This window comes from Flavobacterium tegetincola DSM 22377 (assembly GCF_000425485.1).
Lineage (GTDB): Bacteria > Bacteroidota > Bacteroidia > Flavobacteriales > Flavobacteriaceae > Flavobacterium > Flavobacterium tegetincola.
In genome coordinates, this window is record NZ_AUDN01000020.1 from 144,287 (window position 1) to 150,940 (window position 6,654).

Consider the following 6,654-nt stretch of genomic DNA (forward strand, 5'->3'; position numbering starts at 1 on the left):
TTTTAAATGAGTGACATATTTATGTCATAACGAAAAATTCATTGTGTTAAAATTGTTAATTATGTAATAAATTAAGGTTAAAATTATCAATGTGGAAAAAATGTGCTATTAGTTGGTCGAATTGTGCTAATCAAGCTGGAAACAAACATGTAAATTTGAGAAAACGTAAAAAATTATAATATGAGTAATACTGCAAAAAGACCTGATTTTAAGGCAAAGTATGATAATTATATAGGAGGAAAATTTACTGCACCAGTCAAAGGAAATTATTTTGACGTAGTTTCTCCAATTGATGGAAAAGTGTTCACGCAAGCGGCACATTCAACTAAAGAAGATATAGAATTAGCGGTGGATAAAGCGCACGAAGCTTTTGAAACTTGGAGTAAAACATCGGTTACAGAACGAAGTATTTTACTAAATAAAATTGCACAGAAAATTGAAGATAATCTTGAATTTATTGCAACTGTGGAAACCATTGATAATGGTAAACCGATTAGAGAAACTTTAGCAGCAGATATTCCTCTTGTAGTTGATCACTTCAGATATTTTGCAGGAGTAATTCGAGCTGAAGAAAGTTCTATTGCAGAATTGGATTCACAAACAGTTTCTATTGCATTAAGCGAACCATTGGGAGTTATTGCACAGATTATTCCTTGGAATTTCCCTATTCTAATGGCAGTTTGGAAATTAGCACCGGCATTGGCTGCAGGAAACACAGTGGTTTTAAAACCAGCAGAAAGTACACCAATTTCGATTTTAGTATTGATGGAATTGATTGGAGATATTTTACCTCCTGGCGTTATCAATATCGTGAATGGCTTTGGAGCTGAATTGGGACGACCATTAGTAACCAACAAAAAAGTTTCAAAAGCTGCATTTACAGGTTCTACAGCTACAGGACGTTTGGTAATGCAATATGCTACAGAAAATATTATTCCTGTAACGTTAGAATTAGGTGGAAAATCGCCAAACGTTTTCATGAAGTCGGTGGCTGATCATGATGATGATTTCTTTGACAAAGCGATTGAAGGAGCAGTATTATTTGCATTGAACTCAGGCGAAATATGTACGGCACCATCACGATTACTTGTTCATGAAGATATATATGATAAATTCATGTCAAGAGTAATTGAAAGAACAGAAGCAATTGTGGCAGGAAATCCTTTGGATAAAGCTACGATGATTGGAGCACAAGCTTCTCTAGTTCAAAAAGAAAAAATCATGTCGTACCTTAAATTAGGTAAAGAAGAAGGCGCTGAATTGTTGACTGGTGGTGATGAAAATAAATTAGGCGGCGATTTAGATGGCGGATATTACATCCAACCTACTATTTTTAAAGGACATAATAAAATGCGTATTTTTCAAGAGGAAATCTTCGGACCTGTTTTAGCTGTTACCACTTTTAAAACTACGGAAGAAGCAATTGAAATTGCAAACGACACCATGTACGGACTTGGAGCTGGAGTTTGGACACGGGACGCACATGAAATTTATCAAGTGCCAAGAGCCATTAAAGCAGGTCGAGTTTGGATCAACCAATACCACTCATATCCTGCAGGAGCGCCATTTGGAGGTTACAAACAATCGGGGATAGGTCGTGAAAATCATAAAATGATGCTAGGACATTACCGTCAAACAAAGAACATGTTGATTTCTTATGATAAGAAGAAATTAGGTTTCTTTTAATACTTAAATTTTATAAAAGCACTGCTGAAAAGTGGTGCTTTTCATTAATAAAAATTTACATTATGGCAACAATGAAAGCTGCAAGATGGCACAAAGCAAAAGATATTAGAGTTGAGGATGTAGAAATCCCTACGACAGGAAGCCAACAAGTTAAAATCGAAGTACAATTTGCAGGTATTTGCGGTTCAGATTTACACGAATACAACCACGGACCAATGCTGATTCCAGTTGATCAGGCTTATCCTTTAAACGGACATCAAGGTGTAACGACATTGGGGCACGAATTTGCAGGGATTATAAGTGAAATCGGTACCGATGTAAATAATTTGAAAGTTGGTGATCGTGTAGTTGTCGAGCCCCTCTTTAGAAATCCGGAGAGTCCATTTATTTCGAATGGAGAATACAATCTTTCTGAACCATTAGGGTTTGTAGGTTTGACTTCCAATGGGGGATTTGCAAAATATACTGTTGTAGAAGACTATATGATACATAAGATCCCAGATTCAATGAGTTTTGAGCAGGGAGCTTTAGTAGAACCGGCAGCGGTTGCAGTATATTCAGTATTGCAAAGTGGTTTAAAAATGGGACAATCGTGCTTGGTTTATGGAGCAGGACCTATTGGCCTACTGTGTGTTCAAGCGGCAATCGCTGCTGGAGCCTCAAATGTAATCGTCGTAGATATAGCCGAGAAACGTCTGGAAAAAGCGAAAGAAATTGGTGCTACCACAGTTATAAATGGGAAAAGCGCAGATGTCGTAAAGCAAATTAAAACACTTACAAAAGGCGGCGTTGATATATTTTTAGACGCTGCGGGTGTTCAAGCCTCCTTTGATGGAGGAATTAAAAGTTTGAAAAACGGAGGTACAGCTGTTTTGGTTGCACTATTTGGCAAATCGGTCACATTAGATGCATTTGATCAAGTAGTACGAGAAATTACAATTAAAGGAATTATTGCTTACAGGAATATTTTTCCTCAAGTAATCGATCTAATAGATTCAGGAAGAATGGATGTAGAAAAGCTCGTTACTAAGCGAATTAAACTAGACGATATTGTTACTGGAGGGTTTGAAGAGCTAGTTTCAAATCCCGAGCAAGTAAAAATTTTAATAGACATAAAAGGGTAAAAGCAATTTAAAAGAGAATCGTGACTGGCAATTTTGCGACTCTTAATAAAATAACGTAAATATGACAAAAAGAATTGACGCGACAGAAAAAGCAATTGAGCTCATACATATTTTAAAAGAGAAACACGGTGATTTAATGTTCTACCAAGCGGGAGGATGTTGCGAAGGAACGCAGCCCCAATGTTTTGAAAAAGGAGGTTTTTACCAACGGATGGGCGATGTATGTATTGGCGAAATTGAAGGAACCGAATTTTGGGTGGACAACGACTTATTCGAATATTGGAAAAATGCACATTTCACTTTAAAAGTCATTGATGCTTTTGGTGCAGGTGGATTTTCACTTGAATCGCCACTTAAAAAATCGTTTCAAATAGAATATAGACTATTCACAGAAGAGGAATTAGAAAATTTAGAACCCGTTCACTTTATTGAATAATTAATTAACAAGGAGTAATTGATACTGCTTTGGCGTCATGCCCTCATGCTTTTTAAAAAGTCGGCTAAAGTAATTTGCATTTTCAAAACCGGACAAATAACACACTTCATTGATTTGAATACTTGGATTTTTGAGTAATTTCTTGGCACACTTCAATTTTTCATTTAAAATAAATTCAAGTGGACTCATACCCAATTCGCGTTTAAAAAACCGGTAAAAGGAAGTGGTACTCATGCTAGTGATGCTGCTTAATTTTTTCAGGCTCACGTCTTCTTTCAAGTTCTTCTGGATGTACTCCGTAATGTAATTTATGGGTTTGTTTTTAGACACAGTCAAATTTGGATTGTCCAATTCCTTTATGGTTTGCGTCTGTATGATCCGGACCAATAACTCTTGTAAAGTCAAGTCTGCAAGCACATCTTTTGTTATTGAAGTACTCATGCATTCTCGCATTAATTTATTTATGGTCGTGGCCAAATCAATATTGTTATAGAAAAAATAATTGTGGAAGTCCAATTCCCACATTTGATTTTCTCCCACTTTGGGATAGCGCTCGTTTAAAAATTGAAGGGTTTCAGTAATCTTGTTTCGATCAATTGCTAACGCGATGCATTGCGTAGGATGCTCTTTAGAAGCTTCTGGAAAATCAATTTTCATTTTCACATTTGCAGGAATAACCAAGGTTTCGCCCGGAAGATATTCAAAAGCGGGATCGTCGTATAAATGCATTATTTTTTTGCCACGCATCATGCTTGTAACCACCAAATCATTAAATTGAAGTGGTACCAACTCTGACTTTTCGTAGGTTTCAAAAATGTTTAATTCGCAATGATTTAAAGAATATACAGACCTATTTTCAACTAAAGTTTTTAAAGACTTTTCTGTTGTAAGAGCTGGAAGATGCAACTTATCATGCTGGTGAATCATATTTAATTTTTAAAAAATTTACATTTTGAAAGATAAAAAAAATCTACCGAAAATAGTCTAACCAAGTACTATTTTAACTAAAGCACTTCGCCCACATGTTTTTTAATGTTTTCAGCTATTTTTTGCGTAGGCAAATCATTTTCATCATTCCCAAAAGGGTCTTCAATTTCTTCTGCAATAAGTTCTAAACTTGCCAAAACATAGAAGATAAAAACCACTACCGGAATTACATAATAGCCCAAGCTAAAGGCGTAGCCAAAAGGCAAAGTCATAATGTAGAAGAAAATAAACTTTTTGATAAATGCGCTATACGAGTAGGGAATCGGGGTGTTTTTAATGCGTTCGCAAGCGCCACAAACTTCGGTAAATGATTTAATTTCATCATTTAATACAATCAGTTGGTCGCCGGTAATTTGACCTGAAACATATAATTTATTGATGCGCTCAAAAATCTTCATTGCCACTTGATTGGGCAGGTGAATTTTGTGATCTATTTCTAATTCTAAATCATCAAAAAGCTGCAACGCCGTTTCCTCATTTTTCAAGTGCTTATTTAAAACAGTTGCGTAATGCGGAATGATCGTTCTAAAAAATGTTTTGTCATCTTCCGAAGTCAAAATCACACTTAATTTTAAAGCAAAATTTCGACTGTTATTGACCAACGTACCCCAAAGTTTTCGACCTTCCCACCATCTGTCGTAAGCCGTATTGGTTCTGAAAACCAGCAAAAGTGAAATTACAAAACCCAACATACCATGCATGATGGTAATGTTTTTAATATTGTTCTGCGAAGACAAATTTAGATAGGTGATTTCCAAATATTCTATGATTCCGCAATACAGACCAATCGCTAACATGATAGGAATCAACTGTCTGAACGTGTCGCCTTTGTGAAAACGAAAAATGAAGGTAAACCAATCTTTGGTATTGTATGAAACCATTAAGCTAAATTATTTTCTTCAAATTTAAGCGAAAAAAGACTGCTATTCTATTGAAATTTTAAATTCCAACCACCTTTTTCTTGGTAATTTCAGGAATTTTAGCTTATGATAGTATCCAAGTGTTTCGGAATGTAGTCTTTACATCGTTTAATTGAGCGGTTCTAGTGTTCTTTTTTACTCGGTTTGGTTGATTTTGATAGTGTTTTGTGGTTTTTAGGAAATGGACCTTTTTTTCTGACGGGTTGGGATTAAATGTATATATTTGAGAATCGAAAAGATATAAAAAGTTGTATAGACTTGAGTATATCTAGTAGTTGGCGGTAATTCTACAAGATCGACTATGAAGAACAAATATTGAATAATTTATGGCAAGAATATATTATCACGAAGAAAAATTAAGTGGACAAGCTTTTGAAAATAATGTAACTAATTTACAATTATTTGATTTCATTTTCAATAATACCAACAGTAACAAATTTGAAACTGAACCTGTTTTAAGTAGTTCTTTTTTTGGATTATTAAAATCAAAAAAAGAAATTTTTAAAACTGTACTAATTTCCAGAGATGGGATAAATTACAATACAACGGAAGGGAATTTCTATTTACCAAAAGCAATTATTTTTTATGATGAAGACGATTATAATTTCCCGTCTGAATTTTATTTCATTGCAAAATTGGGTGATAAAATTGAAATTCGTAAATGCAACGGCGGAAAAGACATAAAATGGTTTCAGATTCCTGACTTACATAAAGAAATAATAGACATCAAAATAATTTCAAAAATAGAAAATACGATTTTGGAAGTTAAAAGGCTTGTTGAAACAACATACAACAAACAAATTGATATTGACAAGGAAGAGAAAAAAGAAGATGAACTTAGGAAAGTTGAAGAGAATAGACCTTTCTTGACCGAAATTCAAAAAAATGCGTATAAAGAATTGACTGAAATGTGCATCGGTTTAAACTCAAAAAAGAAAAAAGTCACTCATTTTATTGAAAAGCTTAAAAACTATGACAAAGACAGTGAATATTTGACAACACTTAATTTTGTAATGGACTTTTCGGATGAAAACAAAATTCCATTTATTTTGAGATTAGATTGGAAAGCAGAAATAGAAGATTTAGAATGGGCCTTGATATCATCATTAAAAGAAAATTTTAATTTATCAATTGATTTACCTAGTTCAGTAAATTATGACAAAAAAGCATCTGTATCCTCTGACAACGTTTTCGAAGATTTTGATAAACCATTACGAAAAAATGGACTTCAAATAGGATTTATCGACACAAAATCAGATGAATATATTATCGTAATGCATAAAATATCGGACAAAGGTAAAGTAGTAAGTGCAGTAAATGAAATCGGATATGAATATTTTGACAGATAAGAACTACCGCCAACAGCTAAGGTTTCGTTGCGTTCGGAGAACGAACAATGAAACCTGTGTTGAACGGAACCGATTACATGCCGTCAACACTTATGGAGTTATCGTAAAGCGTTTTGAAGAATATCAAGAGGATTAGATGATCCTCTTTTTTT

At 34.3% G+C, this 6,654-nt stretch carries 6 protein-coding genes; 4 read left to right on the plus strand and 2 right to left on the minus strand.

The features are described 5' to 3' along the window. Nucleotides 1–180 precede the first annotated feature (180 nt). The 3 genes from H602_RS0104660 (at nt 181) to H602_RS0104670 (ending at nt 3,246) form a co-directional block, all read left to right on the plus strand. A complete protein-coding gene (locus H602_RS0104660; RefSeq protein WP_026976970.1) occupies nt 181–1,686 on the plus strand; it encodes an aldehyde dehydrogenase family protein in 1,506 nt (501 codons plus the stop codon). Between the two features lie 62 nt (nt 1,687–1,748). Then, a complete protein-coding gene (locus tag H602_RS0104665) occupies nt 1,749–2,810 on the plus strand; it encodes a 2,3-butanediol dehydrogenase (RefSeq protein WP_026976971.1) in 1,062 nt (353 codons plus the stop codon). Nucleotides 2,811–2,871: 61 nt separating this feature from the next. Further along, nucleotides 2,872–3,246, plus strand: a complete 375-nt coding sequence (locus tag H602_RS0104670) for a DUF779 domain-containing protein (protein ID WP_026976972.1) — start codon at nt 2,872–2,874, stop codon at nt 3,244–3,246. Here H602_RS0104670 and H602_RS0104675 read toward each other — a convergent pair whose 3' ends face one another. Both H602_RS0104675 and H602_RS0104680 read right to left on the minus strand, forming a co-directional pair. Beyond that, nucleotides 3,247–4,173: an AraC family transcriptional regulator gene (locus H602_RS0104675; protein WP_026976973.1), complete on the minus strand. Its 927-nt coding sequence runs from the start codon at nt 4,171–4,173 to the stop codon at nt 3,247–3,249. A gap of 77 nt (nt 4,174–4,250) precedes the next feature. Next, the gene (locus tag H602_RS0104680) at nt 4,251–5,114 is read right to left on the minus strand and encodes a bestrophin family protein (RefSeq protein WP_026976974.1); all 864 of its coding nucleotides are present in this window, start codon (nt 5,112–5,114) and stop codon (nt 4,251–4,253) included. A 365-nt stretch (nt 5,115–5,479) separates the two neighbouring features. Here H602_RS0104680 and H602_RS0104685 point away from each other — a divergent pair, with 365 nt between their 5' ends. Then, the gene (locus H602_RS0104685; RefSeq protein WP_026976975.1) at nt 5,480–6,502 is read left to right on the plus strand and encodes a DUF6630 family protein; all 1,023 of its coding nucleotides are present in this window, start codon (nt 5,480–5,482) and stop codon (nt 6,500–6,502) included. Nucleotides 6,503–6,654 lie beyond the last annotated feature (152 nt).